General features: G+C 42.4%; 16 protein-coding genes and 1 pseudogene. 4 read left to right on the top strand and 13 right to left on the bottom strand.

The features are described 5' to 3' along the window. Window positions 1-136 precede the first annotated feature (136 nt). The 6 genes from MHH60_RS05895 to MHH60_RS05920 all read right to left on the bottom strand — a co-directional run bounded on the left by MHH60_RS05895 (window position 137) and on the right by MHH60_RS05920 (window position 8,181). Window positions 137-1,438 (bottom strand): ABC transporter substrate-binding protein, encoded by a 1,302-nt coding sequence (locus tag MHH60_RS05895; RefSeq protein WP_076136277.1) that lies wholly within the window; start codon window positions 1,436-1,438, stop codon window positions 137-139. A gap of 184 nt (window positions 1,439-1,622) precedes the next feature. Continuing rightward, window positions 1,623-3,413, bottom strand: a complete 1,791-nt coding sequence (locus MHH60_RS05900) for a sensor histidine kinase (RefSeq protein WP_076136275.1) — start codon at window positions 3,411-3,413, stop codon at window positions 1,623-1,625. After that, window positions 3,410-4,969, bottom strand: a complete 1,560-nt coding sequence (locus MHH60_RS05905) for a response regulator transcription factor (RefSeq protein WP_076136344.1) — start codon at window positions 4,967-4,969, stop codon at window positions 3,410-3,412. Before MHH60_RS05905 ends, MHH60_RS05900 begins: the two co-directional genes overlap by 4 nt. Window positions 4,970-5,209: 240 nt before the next feature. Then, on the bottom strand, window positions 5,210-5,440 hold the full coding sequence (locus tag MHH60_RS05910) for a hypothetical protein (RefSeq protein ID WP_076136273.1): 231 nt from the start codon (window positions 5,438-5,440) through the stop codon (window positions 5,210-5,212). Window positions 5,441-5,446: 6 nt separating this feature from the next. After that, on the bottom strand, window positions 5,447-6,670 hold the full coding sequence (locus MHH60_RS05915; RefSeq protein ID WP_076136271.1) for a Ger(x)C family spore germination protein: 1,224 nt from the start codon (window positions 6,668-6,670) through the stop codon (window positions 5,447-5,449). After that, window positions 6,667-8,181, bottom strand: a complete 1,515-nt coding sequence (locus MHH60_RS05920; protein ID WP_076125412.1) for a spore germination protein — start codon at window positions 8,179-8,181, stop codon at window positions 6,667-6,669. The genes MHH60_RS05915 and MHH60_RS05920 overlap by 4 nt, the downstream gene beginning before the upstream one ends. Before the next feature lie 145 nt (window positions 8,182-8,326). Here MHH60_RS05920 and MHH60_RS05925 point away from each other — a divergent pair, with 145 nt between their 5' ends. Further along, window positions 8,327-9,430, top strand: coding sequence for a GerAB/ArcD/ProY family transporter (locus MHH60_RS05925; RefSeq protein ID WP_076136269.1), 1,104 nt, complete (start codon window positions 8,327-8,329; stop codon window positions 9,428-9,430). Between the two features lie 339 nt (window positions 9,431-9,769). Here MHH60_RS05925 and MHH60_RS05930 read toward each other — a convergent pair whose 3' ends face one another. Further along, window positions 9,770-10,183, bottom strand: a complete 414-nt coding sequence (locus tag MHH60_RS05930; protein WP_036679993.1) for a zinc ribbon domain-containing protein — start codon at window positions 10,181-10,183, stop codon at window positions 9,770-9,772. A gap of 286 nt (window positions 10,184-10,469) precedes the next feature. On the opposite strand from MHH60_RS05930, the gene MHH60_RS05935 reads away from it, so the two are divergent. Then, window positions 10,470-10,688, top strand: coding sequence for a PspC domain-containing protein (locus tag MHH60_RS05935; RefSeq protein ID WP_038569266.1), 219 nt, complete (start codon window positions 10,470-10,472; stop codon window positions 10,686-10,688). 59 nt (window positions 10,689-10,747) lie between these two features. Beyond that, complete coding sequence (locus MHH60_RS05940; RefSeq protein ID WP_076136267.1) at window positions 10,748-11,440, top strand: PspA/IM30 family protein; 693 nt, start codon at window positions 10,748-10,750, stop codon at window positions 11,438-11,440. A 28-nt stretch (window positions 11,441-11,468) separates the two neighbouring features. Here the strand turns inward: MHH60_RS05940 and MHH60_RS05945 are convergent, their stop codons facing one another. The 4 genes and pseudogenes from MHH60_RS05945 to MHH60_RS33225 all read right to left on the bottom strand — a co-directional run. Beyond that, entirely contained in the window at window positions 11,469-12,179 is a 711-nt protein-coding gene (locus MHH60_RS05945) for a DNA alkylation repair protein (protein WP_076136265.1), read from the bottom strand. Window positions 12,180-12,200: 21 nt separating this feature from the next. Beyond that, entirely contained in the window at window positions 12,201-12,818 is a 618-nt protein-coding gene (locus MHH60_RS05950) for a DNA-3-methyladenine glycosylase family protein (RefSeq protein WP_076136263.1), read from the bottom strand. A gap of 184 nt (window positions 12,819-13,002) precedes the next feature. Beyond that, window positions 13,003-13,674: a vWA domain-containing protein gene (locus tag MHH60_RS33220; RefSeq protein WP_256715159.1), complete on the bottom strand. Its 672-nt coding sequence runs from the start codon at window positions 13,672-13,674 to the stop codon at window positions 13,003-13,005. 111 nt (window positions 13,675-13,785) lie between these two features. After that, window positions 13,786-14,301 (bottom strand): annotated as a pseudogene (locus tag MHH60_RS33225) (TerD family protein); the annotation flags it as partial. A gap of 111 nt (window positions 14,302-14,412) precedes the next feature. Here MHH60_RS33225 and MHH60_RS05960 point away from each other — a divergent pair. Further along, window positions 14,413-15,069 carry a 3'-5' exonuclease gene (locus MHH60_RS05960; RefSeq protein WP_036680002.1) on the top strand — a complete coding sequence of 219 codons (657 nt, stop codon included), beginning with the start codon at window positions 14,413-14,415 and terminating at the stop codon, window positions 15,067-15,069. 69 nt (window positions 15,070-15,138) lie between these two features. On the opposite strand, the gene MHH60_RS05965 is transcribed toward MHH60_RS05960, so the two are convergent. Then, a complete protein-coding gene (locus tag MHH60_RS05965; RefSeq protein ID WP_036680004.1) occupies window positions 15,139-16,095 on the bottom strand; it encodes a 3'-5' exoribonuclease YhaM family protein in 957 nt (318 codons plus the stop codon). A 197-nt stretch (window positions 16,096-16,292) separates the two neighbouring features. Continuing rightward, complete coding sequence (locus tag MHH60_RS05970; protein ID WP_076136259.1) at window positions 16,293-18,596, bottom strand: FMN-binding protein; 2,304 nt, start codon at window positions 18,594-18,596, stop codon at window positions 16,293-16,295. Between the last annotated feature and the right edge of the window lie 191 nt (window positions 18,597-18,787).

Raw genomic sequence — 18,787 nt, forward strand, 5'->3', positions numbered from 1 at the left:
TTACATTTTCCACTCCACTTCACACCCTTCTGTCTGATTTATTAGAGATGAAAGCCCCTGCTGCCCATCCTTCTGTAGAAATCCAATTTACAGGAGAAATAGAAGCAAGGGCTTAGATTGTACAGCCTAAGTGTGATTAGCGAACTTGGGTATCTGCTTGCTTCTGGGCATCTTTCAGAACAGTATCTACATCTTTTCCACCAAGATAAGATTGCACTGCTACAACCATAATGTCCTCTATTGCGTAAGTGTTCATGCCGTAGTTGACGTTAGGAATTTGCTCGGTCCATGCCGCAAAATCTGATACAACCTTTTGACCTTTGAAAAATTCATCCGCAGCTGAATAAGCTTCTCCGCTTGCTGCAGCTTTTAAAGTGCCGATAACACCAACTTTTGTATTCAACGTTTGATACAATTCAGCATCAGAAGCAAATGTTTTTGCAAGGAACTCCGCAGCTGCTTCTTTACCATCCACATTCATTACATACCAGGAGCTGCCTCCAAGGTTAGATGCATGGACAGAGCCTGCTGTTGCTGCCAGCTTAGGAAGCGGAGCTACAGCCCACTTACCGGATTGGGAAGCTTCGGCTTTAATTGAAGGGGTAATCCAGTTACCTGTTGGTACGGTTGCCACTTCACCACTATTAAATGCGCCTACAAATTGGCTCCAGTCTGAGTTAACTTTCACGATGCCGGAATCCATCATTTCTTTGTACAATACAAGTGCCTCTTTCAAAGCCGCGTTGTCTGCAATGGTCGGAGTCTGACCGTCTTCACCCGTATACCATGCACCCGCCGATTGAATCATGACCCGGATAAGACCAAGATCATTGGGATCCAGCGTGATCATGCTTTTGCCGGTTTTCTCTTTTACAGCTTTACCGATCTCGATATATTGCTTCCAGTCGATATCCTGTAGTGCATCCAGGCTGTAGCCTGCTTGCTCAAGATAGTCTGTCCGTACATACATTCCAGTCACACCAGAATCAAACGGAACACCGTATTGCTTGCCGTCAACACTGGTCGGGCCAATTTTATAATCCGCAAAATCAGCGGCTTTTACAACATCAGTCAATTCATAAAAGGAATCCGGATACGCTTGCAAAAAGCTTTGCGCACGGTAATCCTCGATCAATACAATGTTAGGAAGACCCTTCGTAGATCCAGAGTTCAGTCCTGTGTTCAGCTTTTGCACGATATCAGCCTGCGCGTTCTCTACGACGTTTACCGTTATGTCTGGATTGACTTTCGCATAAGCTTCTTTGGCAACATTCATGGCTGCAATGTTAAACGCTGGGTCCCAAGCCCAAACTGTGATTTCTTGTGGCTTACTGCTACCTTCGCTTCCGGAGTTGCCCGTTTCGTTTTTCGTTCCACCTGAGGAACATGCCGAAAGTAGAACCACACTAGCCAGCATCACGGATAATAATTTTTTCACTTCGTAACCCCCTTGATAATCTGTAAAATAATAAAGATGGAAGCGTTTTCTCTGCTGCAATTCCATATTATCATTTTGTATTCGCTTTCTTTGGCAGTATCTTTGTTAGCTTTGGTGTTATTATTGGATTCTATTTTCACTCTGAGATCGACGCTGGTACTAATTTTAGATTTTTGTAAATTTTTTAGCCTTTTAACAATGGAAGCGTAATTATGATCTTCGTACCTTCATTTCGTTTGCTTGTAATGTTAATACCGTAACTCTCTCCGTACAGCAATTTGATTCTGTCATCAACATTCCGTATACCGATCCCGGAGAACAATTGGCGTTTGTGCTTCGAGGCTGGCAACTGTTCTTCTTTCAGAAAATTAGGATCAAGGTCCATCCCGTCACCATTATCTACAACCTCACATACAAGCTGATCTTCCTGAACGGCGATCATGATTAGAATTCTTCCCTCATCTTTAAGATTGAATGCATGAAAGAACGCATTTTCAATAAAAGGCTGCAGAATTAGCTTTGGCATATGATAATCCAAGCTTTCAGGCTCCACAAAATAATTCACGCGGATCTTCTCGCCATACCTTACATGATTGATATACACATAATGCTTCAGCGATTCTAATTCCTGACTAACAGGTATAGTGGATTGAACATCACTGACAGTATTTTGCAGGAGTGAGATTAGCGAATTTATCGTGCCAGCTGCTTTTTCCTTGTTGCCCTGTTGCACCAGAAATTTGATAGAAGCCAGTGTATTGTATAAAAAATGGGGATTGATCTGCATTTGAAGGGCGGCCAGCTCCGCATTGCGCTGCTGCTTCTGGGTCTCCATCAACCGATCAACATAATCATGTAGGGAATCAAGCATAAAGTTAAAGGCATTGCCTAGCTCCTTAACTTCATAACTACTAGTGGCGACATCCACGTGGTTATCGAATCCCCCCTTAGGAATACTCGACATCTGTTCAACGAGTACACGCAGGGACTTCGTCATTTTCCTTGTAATTAAAAATACAATAATAAGCGAAATGGCTACGATAGCCATGATCGTCAACGACACTGCTTTGGCATTAACCATCTGACCGGTCACAGCTTTCTTATCGATCAGATTCACCAAATAAACATCAAATTCAGGCAAGTATTCCGAGAATACTACCCGTTCATTCCCCATCACATAGACAGATTCTCCACTGTCTACTGTGCTCTGTTCATCAACTACTTCTTGAAGCAGCTGTTGATCGGTCAGCCCAATCAGCTCTGTCCTGTTGCTGGATATGATTTGCCCTTTAGCATTCAACAACACGACATCATTACCTTCACTCGTAAAATTGGCATAGAAGGCCTTAAAATCGCCATCACGAATTGCAATGTACATAGTGCCATAGATACTGCCGGTCGAATGATCAAATAGAGCTTTAGAAGCCACTAACATGATCTCTTTCTTATGGGTTTGACCATCCTCTTTTTGATAAAGCTGGTACAGAATTTGCTGCGGATGAGCCACTGTCGCTTTCGTAATCGGGTGGTTCTTCAATTCTTCAGCAGTAGCAGACCAATACCAAGGGTCAGTTGAGTAACTTCTGCCATTCGCACCTACAATCATAATCCCCACATCAAAAGCACTGAGGTTGGAGCGGACTGCCCGCATACTTTCTGTCATCTGGTAGGTTTTGATAGCAAGTGTCAATGAATCCGTCTCTCCTCCAGACAAATAGCTGCGGATGGCACCTTTCTGAGCTGTCATTGTAGCACCCGTAGCTACAACGTTGTTGTAGGACTCCAAGTTTGTCTTCATCTGATTTAGTAGTTTGCCATTCGTTATGCTGAAGGTCTTTAAGAATAAATTTTCTGACATACGGATGGTAATAGACAAAGTCAGCAGGGATACAGCAACAATGCTTATGAGGGTCACAAGAAAAATCTTGAGAAATAGGCCCTGCTTTCTAATCTTGTTAATGATAGTTCCAATCATGGTCGCTCTACGTCCCGTCTTCGGTACTGGCTCGGAGAAATACCAGCCTGTTTCTTAAACACTTTAGTAAAATAACTCTGATCCGAATACCCCACACTAGCGCTGATATCAGAAATTGTTTTTTCCGTCGTCACGAGTAACTCCATGGCTTTCTCCAACCGGACCTTGTTCAAATATTCATTAAATCCTTCACCATTCTGAGCAGTGAAATGGCTCGATAAATAAGAAGCGTTGAAATGAAACTGCCGCGCAACCCCAGTCAACGTGATGGGATCAGCGTAATGAGTCTGAATGTATTCAAGCAATCGCGTCATATTGGGATTGATCGTTAGGTTCGTCTCACCAATCGCACGTTCAGCTTCGCGAATAAAGGCTTCAGCAACAGCGATTGCGTCTCCGGCATACATCGCTTCATCTATTTTTCGAAAGAAGTCGTATTTGGATGCCTCCAAGCCTCCAGTCTCGTACTTCATTTTTCCAAGTGTGGTCGTTACGTTAAATATGAAATTCCCCAATAACGATTTGAATTCGAAAATATCGGTCCGATAATCCATCGAACGGAGATGAACATATTCCAGAAATCCAGTAAATGCCTTCTGATATTGCTTACGTTTCAGTTGTTCCATTAATTCGCCCATATCATATTCCTGATAGGCACTCGGAAGGCTGGGCAAATGATCGTTTTCAATTAAGCTTCGATCCGGTAAGTAGAAACTGTATCGTGTAAGCTTTAAATAATTGTCTCGATAAATCTCTCCCAGCTTATTAAACTCCGTAAAGCTTTGGCTGATAACGAAATGTATTTCTCTCGTCCATTTATCCATTTCCGAGACCAGATATCGGAGCTCTATAACAAGCTCGTCCCACTGTCCCGGGTTTGCATTAAGCAAATAAATAACCGAATCATTGACAAACTTCAACCGAATAAACACTGTATCACCCAAAGGGAGCGTACTAAGCCCTTTTTCTATTTTTTGTATGAGAGTTAACCTATCCCCAGAATCTTTAATATGTCTCATATCCGCTCCGAAGAAAGCAAATAGTGGGTGAGGAAACTTTGCATGAAGCAAAGCAGGTTCAAGCCCAGACTCATATCCGGTCATAAGCTTCTCGATAACTAGCAAAATTTGCTTTTCGCCAGGATCCGTTCCTTGATCGGACATCTCCATCCCTACCAATTTAGCAGTGGTTTTATTTAGGATGGATAACAAATAATCAGCTTCCAGCTTTGGCTTCAGAATGTAGTCCGCTACCCCACTTTGAAATGTGGATCGGACATAATCGTATTCACTGAAACTACTTAAGACGATTACTTCAATATGAGGGTATTTCTCCTTCACGATCTTGACCAGTTTCTCTCCGCCCATTATCGGCATAACAATATCTGTAATGATGATATGAGGGCTGACCTCATCCATCATATTTAGTGCTTCTAGACCATTAGCGGCCTCACCGACAATTCGATACCCTTCATTTTCCCAATTCAAAAGATGTTTGATTCCTTGTCTTACAAGCATCTCGTCATCAACAATCATAATATTGAATATTGGTTTCATTTCTTCCCCCTTGTAACCGTTTTCTTTCCATTTGATAGTATACAATACATCCAACAAGGAGCAAGCTTCTATACAAGTAAAGCCGTAAGCTACCTTAAAAATTGTTCATTCCAAATCATATGCCCCGCCAACAAATATGGTCAACCTCTCATTTTTCATTCCATAAAATATTCTTAAGTTTAAGGAAACGAACTTCTAGATGATACAACAAAAAAAGCCGCGATAATTGCAGCTTCTTTGTTAATGAAACAATAATCCAAATAAATTATTTATTGGCTTATAGATAAAAATAATAAGAAACAGCGGACTGGGGATGTTCAATTTTAACAACGAGCAGAAGGTCGCACCAAGACCCAAAATCCAAAAAATAAAATATACGCTAAGATCACGCACTCGGCGCTTTCGCATTAATTTAGGCAAATCAATTGCCATACAACCTACAGCAATCACCAAAAACAACAGTACTAGCATTTGACTTCACTCCTTGATTTTTTCAAGAAAAGAATTATCTGTTAGACCCACGCGGTTAATAACTGCTGAGGCTTTGTAATGGATGGGCAAGGATTTAAGGTAATCGTCACCCTTTTGTTGCTGCAACTTTGCCCAAGCTTTAGGGCTGGCATGGTAGATCGATTGTCCGAATCCCATAATATCAACATTGAAACGATCATTTACATGCTCCACAGTTTTTTGCATCCGCTCTATAATCCGCTCCTCTGTTTCCTTTTCCAAACGTTTGATAGTGCTTTCCGATTCCAAATTTTCTACACTTTGCACTTCTTCAATATTGCAAAGCGTCTTAACACTAAGGTAAATATGCGGCTCCCCATTAATGATTTTCACTTTACGTTTAGTTGTAGCCTGGATCGCTTCGATTACAATGGGCTTTCCGTCTTCCCCTGCGATCGGGCCAGAATGTGCGGTTACCTTATCGTTGATATAATTGTAACCAATCGTTTCTCCCTCGTTAAGCCAACCGATCAACTTGTCTTTTTTGAACACAGCTACAGTATGGTATTCCAATCTTGCCTTAGGCATTGTTCGCTCTACATTGCTTTTGTCCTCTCCATCTTTGGGATCTCCTATAATTTTCACTCCGGTTAGCACAGGATTCTCGCCTTCAGACAATAAATTTTCAATAAAATCATCCAGCGTGACAGCGACTGTTTTTGCTGAATCTTTATAAGAATTATCCAGGGAACTAAATAATTTATTCGCTGGTAATTTATCCATAGGTGTAAGGACATTCAAGACATTGCTGGCGGTTGTATCTCTGGCAACCATAACGTAGAAATCCATCCGGGGTTCCCGACTTCTTTTAAATACATCAAGTACCTCACCCACTCCGGTGCGGGCAAGCTCCTCCCCAATCACCAACACCCGGATATGACCGAGATAACTTGACCTAGAGCTATCCAGATTCAGCTTACGCAGCGCATCATAAAACGTAGGTACCGTAAATTTATATACAACTACTGGGACTCCACTGCCTCCCCCTCCTCCATTCGTTTGGGAGGAAATCGCAGATGGAATAACGACCTGCATCGAAACGGTATATCCTTTTTCTGCCTTGTCAATCCCTATCCCCAAGACAAAAGCTATCTCATTCAGCTCATTTCTTTCCCAACAGCCGCTTAGCACTAACGTAAATTGGAGAGCTATCATTAATCGAAGAACGCCTCTAACTAATTTTTTATTCATTTTGTTGGTTCCTTATCACTGGATGTGCTTTGACGAAACAGGTTCTGCGTCTTATTCTCAGCAGGCCTTGTCTTTAAAAACGGCCACGGAAAGCGAAAAATAGAGTCTTTTAAATCTTTGGAATTATACGGTCCGAGCGGACTCATATAAGGCATTCCGAAAGAGCGCAGACTCGACAAATGCAATACGATGATGAAAATACCGAAGAGAATTCCATATAATCCGATAAATCCGGCCAAAGCTATAAGCACAAAACGGATCATCCGCGCAGCTATAGACATTCCTGTCTCCGGAATAACAAAACTAGAAATGGCTGTTAGCGATACAATAATGACCATTGCGGATGAAATAAAACCCGCTGCTACCGCTGCTTGCCCAATCACCAACGTTCCGACAATGGAAATCGCCTGACCAATATTTTTCGGTATCCGCACCCCGGCTTCCCGCAAAATCTCATAAGTCATTTCCATAATCAGTGCCTCAACAAAAGCAGGAAAAGGAACACTCTCCCGCTGGGCAGCTAAACTAATTACAAGATTGGTTGGAATCATTTCCTGATGATAAGTAGTAATCGCAACATACAATGAAGGGGCAAGCAAAGTAATAAAAAACGAAATAAAACGAACTAATCTCAGCAATGTTCCAATATCGGCCCTTTGGTAATAATCCTCAGCTGACTGAAAAAATGCTACAAAAAATGTGGGCACCAACAGTACAAAAGGAGTTCCATCAACAAGAATGGCCACTTTTCCTTCCAAAATACCCGCTGCAATCGTATCTGGACGATCACTGTTGTATACGGTAGGAAAGGGTGTAACTGCCGTCTCTTGAATAAATTCTTCAATATATCCACTCTCGAGAATACTGTCCGTATCTATTTTATTCAGACGGCGCTTTACCTCTTGCACCAACTCTTTATTTGCGATGTTGCTTAGATACATAATCGATACACTGGTTTGAGTCACTCTGCCGATCTGAACAGTTTCCAGCCATAAATGGCTGTCTTTGATTTTTCGCCGAACCAGTGCCGTATTCGTCCGTAAATTCTCAGTGAATCCTTCCATTGGACCCCGAACAACCGACTGTGAGCTAGGCTCCCCTACATTACGATCTTCCCAGCCTGGTAAGCCGATCCGCAGGGCGCTGGATAACCCGTCAAGCAGCAGCATTATATTACCGGACAATAAATGATGAATAAATTGGCTGTAATCGTCAATGACGGCTATATCGCCGGCTATTAATATCTGTTTCTTAATCATCTCAAACTTCTGCTCGGGAGAAAGCCCCCTCAGCTGTTCGTAAGGAATGTGTTCCTGCAAGGAATACAAAATTGAATTATGCAGCACCTGAGTATCCACAAGACCATCTATGTAAATCAAAGAAATATGAGTGTTTTCTTCTATCTGCAACTCTTTTATCACTACATCAGAGCTTTCACCCATCAATTGGTACAAATTAGCAATATTAACTTCCAACCGGCTTGATAATGTACCAATCTCCGTGTCTTTCATGATGCTGCCTCCACTTCTCCATAGATAGATGAGTATAGTTTGATGTTAATTATGATAATTATTCCTTCGGATTAAAAAATCGGGATGGCATAATTCTGGTAACTACAACCATACTAAAACTAGTCCAATAAATTTGAGGGGGTATATGAGTTTGGAGAAAGATCGAATTAGTACCAATCAAATGATTATACTCGGGCTATTCACATTTATTGGGGATATGGCGCTTGTGTATCCGGCGTTAATGATATCAGGAGCGAAACAAGATGCATGGATTGCTGCTTTGATTAGTATTCCCTTGGGTCTAGTGACCATAAAACTGTTACTCTGTTTAGCAGACATTGAACCAAACAAGAATATTATCGAGCTTAGCCTACAAATTTTAGGAAAATGGGTCGGAACTGCTGTGGCCCTATTCTATTTAGGGTTCTTCCTGATTGCTGCCTCCACCTACATAAGAGAAATTGAAGATTTCATGTGTACACAGATTTACGAGAAAACACCCGGTGGGGTTATTCGTTTCATGGCTATTTTCCTGCTGGTATATGGGGTACGACTTGGCCTAGAAACATTGGGTCGGGCAGCTCAGCTTTTTTTCCCTTTATTTGCAGTTTTTTTAATCGGTCTGCTGCTCCTGCTGACCCCCGATGTCAAAATGGAACGTTTATACCCCATCTTGAACACACCAGTACCAGACATGCTTCATACTTTGATGTATGGTGTTTTTTATCCTTTTGGCGAATTGTGCGTGTTTCTAATGATATATCCTTATGCTCAGAAGAATAGCAAAACAAGCCGGGATATTTTCATAGCCTTGATCATCGGAGCTCTGGGGCTTAACCTCATCTTATTGTTTTCCCTTACCGTTCTAGGTGTTTACGCTTCTGAACATCAATTTTATGCCGCTTATATTCTTGCTCAAAAAATTAATATTGCTAATTCTCTGCAACGTATTGAAGCGCTTATGGCTACAGCATGGATTATCAGCACGTACTTCAAAACAGCAGTTTATTACTATGCTTTAACCTTAGGTACAGCCCAATTATTTAAACTCAAAAGCCACCGTCCTCTGATCATACCCACTGGATTTTTGTTATTCGGAATGTCACAGCTGATTGCCAAAGACATCATTTTCTATGTAAAGGAGATCCCCGCCTACTGGGTAGATTGGGATTTCACCTGTGCATTTGTTCTGCCGCTTATGTTGCTAATTGTGTATCAATTTAAGAAACGCCATGCTTCTAAGGTTTAACTGACACTAGATTATGGACAAGTGAAATTAAGATTGTAGCTACGAATCCCGCTTAGGCCCAACTTCGCACCCTCATAAAACGCAGACAACACAAACGGCCCCCGCATACTGCATATCGCACCGTCCAATCGATATCACTCCCAACAGGTATCTCACAAAATGAATATTTCGCCGCCCAACCTAATGGCATAGAATACTTTGTCTGCGTAGCCCATAGTCTATTGGCTAAAGCAAGAATCCGCTTATAGCTTTTTTACTAAAAAAGAAGCTGCCTCAAAAGTAGTGTTCACTACTTTTGAGACAGCCTCTTTGTTCATAAGTTTCTTGTATGAAGTAAATCTATTCCTTCTTATCCAAAGAAATCGAGGATGGAGTTACATCACTGACAGGTTCTTTTGCCACTTCAAAAGTGGATCCACAGGCTGGACAAAAGCGCGCCTCAATCGCCACATTCCCACCGCATGCTTTACAATGCTTTACATCGGACAACTCAGCAATTTGCTGAAGGTTCGTCTCAATCTCCGCCTTCAATTCGAGAATACGATTGATATTAGTCTCGATTTGCTCACTTGGCAGTGGTCCTGCACCTTGAGTTACGGCTTCAAATAACAGTTTGCCCATGACCTGATACTGCTGGTCAATATCATTTTGCTTACCGTTATTTTGCAGCTTCAACCGGTTAATCTCCACCACTGTTTTTGCTTTATTCCCAGCCTCGCTTACCCCTGCTTTTACTTTGTTAAAAAAACTCATATTCAGCCCCCAATTCCGTAGTAGTCATATATAAGCATATTTCGACACCGCCAGAAGTATTCCTTTCTTTATTGTACCTAACTTCGTCCATGGTTTGTACCCTATAACCGATTTACTCACCCTTTCCCCGCCTTCCTGCGGGAACGAACCTCGACTCAGGTCTGGTATACAAAACCGCCTCCAGGCCGTTTTTTCACATGCAAAAAGACATTAGAATGAGTACATAAGCAAACGGGTTGCAGGATTCAATAATAATCACACCCATACGAGAGGAAGAAAACAATAAATGAAAAAATTATATCGTTCCCAAAGTGATCAGAAGATAAGTGGTTTGTGCGGAGGTCTTGCTCGTTGGTCTGGTATTGATGCTACAGTAATCCGTCTCGTTGCTGTTGCCGCAGCATTGTTCAGCTTCGGAACAGTACTTATCTTCTACGTCATCGCTAGTATCATCGTTCCTAAAGAACCTTTTAACAGCTTTTCAGATGGACATGATTTCTATTAATTAATCGTCGTTTAATACAAGCCAGCCCTAATCCAACCATAAAAAAGGAGAGATAGAACATGAGTCTATTAAAAAGAATTTCCACAATTACTAAAGCAGCCCTACACGAAGGTCTAAATAAATTAGAAAACCCGGTGTTGCTGACAGGTCAGTATTTACGTGATCTTGAAAATGATATTGCTAAGGCGGAACGCAATGAGCGTGATTTACAAGTAACAGCCAGTGTGTTGGAACGCCGCAAGCAAGAATACACTCAGTTAGTAGAGCAAAGTGAAGCCGAAGCCGTTCAAGCAGTTGAGCAAGGAAATGAAGAAAGAGCTCGCCTGGCACTCATAGCCAAGTTGCGGTACGTGGAACAGCTGGAAGAGTCCATAAATAGCCAAGTACAAACTAAGCAATCCCTGGCAGAGCTTGAGATCAATATCGCTAGAGCTAAAGAAGAGCGTGAACATCTCAAAGCGAAAAGAACTGAGCTTATCGCTCGCGCTCAACAAGCCACAGAAACACTCCACTCAGCTCCACGTAGTTCTACGAAAGGTCTAAATGTAGGATCAGCTTCACAAGGCTTCGAACGTATGGAAGAGAAGATTTTCGAGTGGGAAGCATTGGCGGAAAACTCCAAAAATAAATTCAATACAGGCACAGGAATAAGTCCTTCCATCGATCCTAACCTGCGTAGCGCCGTTGACATCGAAATCGAGCGAATCCGCAACCGTAAAACCAACACTGAAGTAAACACTGAGAAAAAATAAATAGGACAACAAGCCCCTTATTACTCAGCTATTGTGCTGAATAAGGGGTTTGTTTTTTACTTCTTTTCATCCCGCGAATCCATTTTTTCGTTTCCGGATCCACGCGATAAGACTCAGTGATTTTCTGCAAAGCCTTGTTGTAAGTGAAATCATCTAAGCTGTTGTTTCTCAAATAACTCATCGTAGGCTCTGGCAATTTCACATAACAAATCGAAAGCGCCCAAGAAACCGCCATTTTTACATAATAGCCTTCATGACTGACCTTATCGAGCAATCGTAAAATCCGGCTGATATACGTTTCTTCAATAAAGAAATTAAGCAGCATTACCACAGCAAATCGGATCTCATATTCTTTATCTGATGATAAGTACGGCATTATAAACTCCCATACCCGTTCTTTATTCTTTACGGTAAACTTCAGGCCTGTGCAAAAGCTATCGCATACCGACCAGTTATCGATTCTGGGAATAAAGTCAGCGATATAACGTAGGATTTCTTCAAGATCTGTCTTCACGTAACCCAGCACCATACCTTGCAGCATCACTTCTTCAAAATAATCTGTCTCGGCATGCTCCAAATAGGCTCTCCAATCACCCTTTGCAATGATTTTAGCAAGCTTGCGCAGTTCCGGTAGCCTGACGCCTATAACATTATCTATCGTCGGAATTAAGGCCGCAGAAAACTTTTGGTAGTCCACATCTGCCAAACTGAATAGCTGTTCTTTTATTGTTTTTTCCATAGTAGTACTCCTTGCCGTCCATTATTCAAAAGAAATTTCCCATAAATATATTGAAGCCACAGAACCCGAAGGAGAATAGTTCAGCCGGTATTGTTCAAATTGATCTTTGGTAAGCTTATCAAGTCCATACAGCTTCATCATCCCCCGACGAATCGCAATATCTCCCCAGCTGACCACATCCCGTCGTTCCATAGAATGGATTAACATCATTTCTGCCGTCCACTTGCCAATGCCCTTTAACGTCATAAGTTTTTGTATAACCTCTTGATCTGATAACCCAGGCAATTCCTCCAGATTAAAATCACCCTGAGCGGCCAAATTGGAAATCTCATGGATACATAGTGCCTTTTTCATCGTCATCCCACAGCTTTGAATTTCATCCGCCGTATGTAAGGCTAACTGCTGCGGAGTGATGTCTCCGAACTGAGCCAACATTCTGTTCCAAATGGTCCGAACCGCTTTTACTGAAATAAGCTGTCCTACTATAGCATAGATAAGCGCAGTAAAAAGATCCGGTATAATTACACGTTCCACTCTGCCCATCCGTGCCATAGCTGCGCCAAGTACTGGATCCACACTTCGGAGATAATCTATGTCTTCTTGCCCATAATCAAAAAACTTAGTAATTACGCTGCTCAAAGTGTTTCCTCCTGTATCTGATAGTGATGACCCTAATCCTAATATACAATACCTATTTGGCAGTGTACGGATTGTTGAATAGAATAGCAAGATAGCGAAACTATAAAAAGCCATAATACCTCCTAAGATAGGTGGTTATGGCCTATTGTAGCGCACAGGCTTATTCATTCTCAGTAATGTATTTTTATGCTCGCAGGATTCTTTTTTCTTTCGCTGCGCTTAACCACAAGGGGAATTCATTCAGCAGCTGATCATACAGATCTTCATCAGACACCTTTTCAATGTGATCCAGATGAATAAAATTGGCGTTATCCACCAAACGGCCCTTCATCGTATCAAGTTGCTTCAATACTTCAAAATCCGAGTTACCGATTCCGACAAACTGCCAGAAAATCGGTTGGACCGAAGCAGCCATAATCACATTTTTAGTGGATTTCACCACACCACCATCGTTAATAAATATGATAAATACCGGTGTAGAATCGGGTTCTTCCTCCGTATATTTTTTAATGATATCCTCCATTACTGGCGGTTCATTATTGCGGCCAAACTTATGAATGGTACGATTATTTAAAATATGCGTAAATACATATCTTCCTAAATCCTGCTCTGTCACAGGTGGCAGCCGGCTAAACTCCGTATCGTACACCCACACATCTAACGATTGGTTATCATCAAATTTACAGGCAACGGCTAATATACGCTCAACTACTTCTTGAACGGTTCCATTATTATAGAGATTTCTCATAGATCCTGTAATATCCAGGACAACGCCTACCCTTGCAATGACTCCTGTCAGATTCTTTTTTTCTAAGGTAATCTGAACAATTTTTTTACGTAAATCAATAGAGGACAGTACATTCTTCTCTTCATAACGGATCGTTTCTAAAGGCAGAGTTAACTCAGCTGTGGCCGCTACCTCAGGGTTTCCTTCGTCTTCTTCAATAACGAGCCCATAGTTTGTACATAACGCAGCCAATCCTCCCTCAAAGCCACTACCAATCGCACTGAATTTCCACTCTGGACCATAGCGATATAGCTCTCCAACCACAATAGCTGTCTCCGTCGACAGGTCAGAGCCATACTCAAAAACGAATAACTCCTCACCGCTAGCAGCATCCACTAAGCGTAGATAAGGAGAGGTTACTTGCTTCATAGAGTGTCCTAATTTTTCTCCTTCATAGATCGTTAAAGTTAAAGCTATTCTAGTAATATCCTTAGGAAGTCGAGAAAGCGTAATGGCGATAGCTTCTTTATCCCCTAGTTGTAAGACAGAATGAGTTACAGCTTCGTCTATAGACAACGGATTACCATAAAAGATAAAGTTCTCATCGCGTTCGCAACGGTTCTGTTCTGACAGTAAAAAAGCAGCAGAGTCTATGCCAATTCTAGTATCAGCAGTCATCCACCCAAATTTCAGCAAAAGCTTGTTCACGTTTCTCCCTTTCGTAATATCCACCTTTTGCCCCTTTATAAGCCGCACTCTATCATCTCCTTATTTTTACTGAACAGCTCATTGTGATTCACTAGATTGTATTTATCATTTTACTACTTTAATATGAAACGTATATATGATAGATAAGGAGCTTTATGAATGGACTTTATAGCAATTGACTTTGAGACCGCGAACTCCAGTCGATCCAGCGCATGTGCCTTGGGACTTGTGGAAGTTAAAGCTGGAAATATAACCGCAGAGCATTCTTGGCTAATTGACCCGCAGCAGCGGTTTGATGGCATGAACATTTCGATACACGGCATCACGCCATCAATGGTAATCGGGCAACCTACTTTTCAAGAGCTGTGGCCTACCGTTGAACCTTTACTACACGGACAAATCGTCGTGGCGCATAATGCTGCTTTTGATATGAGCGTCCTGCGTTATTGTCTCGATGGAATGTCCCTGAGCTACCCAAGCTTTCAATACTTATGTACCTATTTATTAGGCAAAAAAATGCTGCCCGACCTGCCCTCCCATAAACTTAATGTAGTCTCCGATTTTTTCGGCATTACGCTAAAGCACCATGATGCCTTGGATGACGCACGCGCAGCCGCTGCAATTCTAGTAAAACTTATGGAGCAGGAGGAGCACTATGATCCTCTATTGCTCTCTGCCAGTCAAGGATATACTAGCGGAACGATGTTTGCCGGCGGGTATACCCCATTTTCGACTCGCGCGAAAAAGCCTGCTAAGAAACAAGGCACTAAACATAAACCCTCCATTTATAGCAGCCGCGCCACTTTGTCGAAATAATCAAGAACATTAAAAACCCCCAACCAGCTCTTTTCTGCTGATTGGGGGTTTGGTTTTACAGAACATCACTTAAATCTTCAAACGATACACAGCCTTATTCTCTAGACCTCTGATGAACGGTGTCCATTCCTCGGTCTCCGGTGTGGTATCCAAAGCATCCTCCACCATTTGCAGCTTCGCATCCATCGCATCGATATGATGCAGAGCGACTGCCTCAGCTGTCTGTGGCTGAACAGGACTACCCCATTCGCCCAGATTATGATGTGACAATACGAGATGCTGTAACGCCATAACCTTTTCCGAATTCAAATCAATATCTAAACGGATAGCCGCTTCCGTGATCCAATTAGACGCCATCGAGATATGGCCAATTAATTTGCCCTGAACGCTGTATTCCGAGACAATCCCAAGCTGGGAGACCATCTCTTCCGGCTTCGCGATATCATGCAGAATGATCCCGGCCTTCATTAGATCTGGATTCAAGAACGGACGCTGCTTGCACAGAAAATCACCAATCTCCAGCATACGCACCATATGATAAGCAAGTCCGGCAAAATAAGCATGATGATGTGTTTTGGCTGCCGGATAATGCATCAATTTCTCTTCCACTTTACCCACACAAAAAGAGACAATTGAAGCAATTTCCGGATCCGAAATACTTGCCATAACCCCTTTAATCGTATGAATAAGGTCTACTGGACGAATTGGGGCAGAACGGATGAAATCCGTAAGTGCAACGCCATCCTCATCGTTAACCAACCTGATTTTAGTAATTTTTATTTGTAATTTCTCACGATAAGTATGAGCAATCCCGCGTACCTTCACAAGCGCCATAGGAAAAAAAGTTTCTTTATCAGTTGTGCTGGCATCCCAATATTTCGCGGATAATTGTCCAGTGGAATCCCCCAGGACGATGTCAAAATAATCTTTTGGAGGAGTGCCGTTCGTTTGTTTAATTGCCAGCTCTCTTAAAAGATAAAAGCCAACAAATTCATCTTGTGGAGCGAGCTGTTTAATTTGTGTCATGTTGGAGCCTCCTATTAATAACAGGCTTTCGGCCTGCTCTCTATATTAAACTTTAGACACTCACCTCCAAAATCCCTTTAAATCACTATACGATCTATTTTCATATTTATGTACAAGCCAAGAATATTTGAAAAAGGAGGCTACTCCCCGGCCATATTCTGGCACTGGAATATCCTCCTTTTATTATAAAACGATAATTATTTACCAGCCGATTCAAGTGCTGATTTAATAGCTTCTACCGCTTTAGCGGATATTTCTTTGTCTGCATCATTTTTTCCGAAGACTGCTGGACGGTAACCATATTTGTGCAGGCTATATCCGGTCGATGTCGACTCGATTTCACCTTTCACTGCCAGCTCCGCGTCCGTTAACTGATTGATTGTTCTTACACTTCCGTTTTTATCCAAATAATAAACAAGCATTTTGACAGGAACACCGTACTCTACATTCACCATAACATTTACAAGCTTATCGGCACTTACACCAATGAAGATTCCATCGAAATAAGCCGCTTTATTAGCTTCTACAACCTCAGCTTTTCCGTATGCTCTATCCACCGCAGTCTTTAAAGCCACGCTGCTGCTGGTTGCACCGGACACAGCATCTACTTCCTGCACGCCTTCTCTAGTACCTGCTGCGAGGAAGCTAGCCGTCAACTGAGGAATTGCTTTTACCACCTCAGGGTAAGCAGCGTTCCCTCTATCTACAAGGTTCATTCCTACACGGTACAAGGCTACATTTACGATTTTGCCGTTACGCAGGGTAACGTCTGCTCTGTTCGTTCCTTTATCATAAGCATCACCAAATGCAGTAAAGGTTCCGTCTTTATAGGTTCCTTGGACTTTGGAAGCATTGGTCAAAGCATCTGTCAGTGCTGCTTTAGCTGCTGCCGACAATGCTTCTTGGCCTGTAATATCGGCCATTTGTACACCTTTTTCTAACAGCCCGGATGTGAGTGTAGCTACCCATCCTTTTTGTTCTGCACTCAGTTTATCGTCAGCAATCAGCTTGCCGTCAGCTCCAAACAGACTTACTTTAATGCCTGTTACCGCATCTGCATCAACATCAACTAGCAGCAGCACTTTAGATTGGTTATCTACTCCGGCAAATTTGCCGTCAAAATATTGACCTTCAGCAGGAACCTTCAGCGCTTTCTCAAATGCTCTTTCTACAGCTTGGTTCCAGCTGTGACTACTTTCCGTAGCTCCGGAAATTCCGTCAACCTTTTCATCATAGTTAGCGATATATGAACCATTCGCTAGCAGCTTAGCTGTCATAGGGGCATTTGCTTTTACTACTTCCGCATAAGCTGTTGCACCTCTGTCAATCAGGTTGTTGCCAAGTCTAAACAGCTTCACATCAACCAACTTACCGTTGCGAATCACGATGTCGGCTCTTTCAACGCCAACACTTCTTGCCGTACCATAAGAGGAATAGAATCCGTCTACATAAGCAGATGTATTGTTGATTATTGCATTCTGCTCAGCATCCCAGAAAGCGTTAATTGCTGCTTTAAAGTCAGCTTCAAGACCTGCAACAGGCTGTGCCTCTGTTCCTTTGGCCAGCAAGGCTGGAGCTATAGCTGCAACTGCTGCCGCTTGCTCAGCTGTGTAAGCTTTCTCCTCAATGAAATCGCCAGCGCTGTTCATAGGATACACTTTAACATCTGTGAGCTTGTTGGATTCGTAGGTCGCAAATACAGAATATTTACCTGTAGGATCTACGCCCATATGAACTCCGTCAAAGTAAACGGCATTTGTATCTTTCACTGTTAGAGCTCTTTCAAACGCTCTATCTACAGACAATTTCCAGCCATTACTGGAGCGGGTAGCTCCCGAAACAGCATCAACTGCCGCTGCTCCATCTCTTGTTTTGCCAAGCAATCTATCCTTCATCAATCCATAAGCTTGCCATAAAGCACTATAATTGTTACGAGCATCTCTATCAATCAGCTTAGGACTGGTTCTCAAAAGCTCAATGCTAGTAATTTTTCCATCTTTAATTTCGATCTTGGCACCTTCCGTGCCTTTGGAGTATGCATCGCCATAAGCTACGTAAACTCCATCCTGGTATACGTTTTCATTAACTGTAACAGGCTTTGCTGTAGCTACAGGCTTAACAGTTTCCGCTGGTACTACTGTCGCTGCCGGTGCAGCGGTTGCTTTTGGGGTTGCTACGGGTGCTGCTGTAGCTTTTGGGGTTGCTGCTGGTTTGGCTGTTGCCTTTGGTGTTGCTGTTGGTTTTGCCGTTGGCTTTGGCGTTGCTGTTGGTTTTGCCGTTGGCTTTGGTGTTGCTACTGGTTTTGCCGTTGCTGTTGGTTTTGCCGTTGGCTTTGGCGTTGCTGTTGGTTTTGCCGTTGGTTTTGCTGCCGGTGCTTCCGCTTCTTCGGAGGCTGCCGATACTGCATCCACCTTCAAGTTTACAGCAGGCACATTAAGTGTGTAAGCAAACGGCGCTAACAATATAGCCGCGCTAACCGTTAAAGAAATTAGTTTTTTCAATGAAAATTCTCCTTTACCAAACCCCAGTGATATGTAGCTTTTTGTTAACCAAACCTTTTTCGTACGATGCCCCTTCTCTTCTTATGAAGCATAACTTCTCTCTTCATAAGAACTCATCCCCCCTCTCATGCTTTTGCATGCTCGATTTTCAATAAAAAATATCTTGAATCTATTTCATTTCTTCCTTTTAA

Origin of the sequence: Paenibacillus sp. FSL H7-0716 (assembly GCF_038002705.1) — a bacterium.
In the GTDB taxonomy this organism is placed as follows: domain Bacteria; phylum Bacillota; class Bacilli; order Paenibacillales; family Paenibacillaceae; genus Paenibacillus_AQ; species Paenibacillus_AQ odorifer.